General features: G+C 50.9%; 1 protein-coding gene. It reads right to left on the bottom strand.

The window, feature by feature from the left end:
* Positions 1-230, bottom strand: a 230-nt coding sequence (locus CWM53_RS24835) for a thiamine pyrophosphate-binding protein (RefSeq protein ID WP_264755259.1), incomplete at its 3' end; no start/stop codon positions are given.
* Positions 231-660 lie beyond the last annotated feature (430 nt).

A 660-nucleotide genomic window follows, 5' to 3' on the forward strand; every position in this document is an offset into this window, starting at 1 on the left:
TTTTTTGCTGCCTGCGCATAACCGTCCGCCATGGCGACTGCACTCGCTTCCTGCAGAGCTAACACGTACTGAATTGACGGTTTTCTTAACAGCGCATCCATAAACGGCAGTTCGGTGGTACCTGGATTACCAAACACATATTCCACCCCTTCACTTTCCAGAACTTCTAACAATACATCACCGCCACGGCGTGCATTGGCGTTCTGAACTTTAGTTATTGTGTTACTCATAGAATGATCACCTCTGTCTGGGTATTCGTTCGCCCTGTCTGGCGGGTGATTCAATCTTAATCACGGGTCTAACCCCCTTTCCAATACTATATTGATGCCCAGCCATACCCTTTTAGGTATGGGAAGTCATTCGCTGTTCGCCAGGAGATGGAAAGCTATGACGGACTGAGACACTGACACTCAATCAAAGCCAGCCACATTATCGAAACCCTCTCTGATGTCTGCTATTCGCTGAATCTCGCCGCCGCAGTGCGGGCATGATGCCGGATTTTCTTTAGCCATCTACTCTGGCTCACCTGGCGCTGGACCCCCTTCTGGCTCGCTACCAATTCGTCGGCCTGCTGCGTTGTGCATTCGAGATGGTGAAACCATGAGCGTTTCATCGGCATCACCCCGCGAAGCTTAAAAGCTGGTTGGCGGCGTTTTCAGC

The organism is Klebsiella sp. A-Nf5, from assembly GCF_002810545.1.
In the GTDB taxonomy this organism is placed as follows: domain Bacteria; phylum Pseudomonadota; class Gammaproteobacteria; order Enterobacterales; family Enterobacteriaceae; genus Klebsiella; species Klebsiella variicola.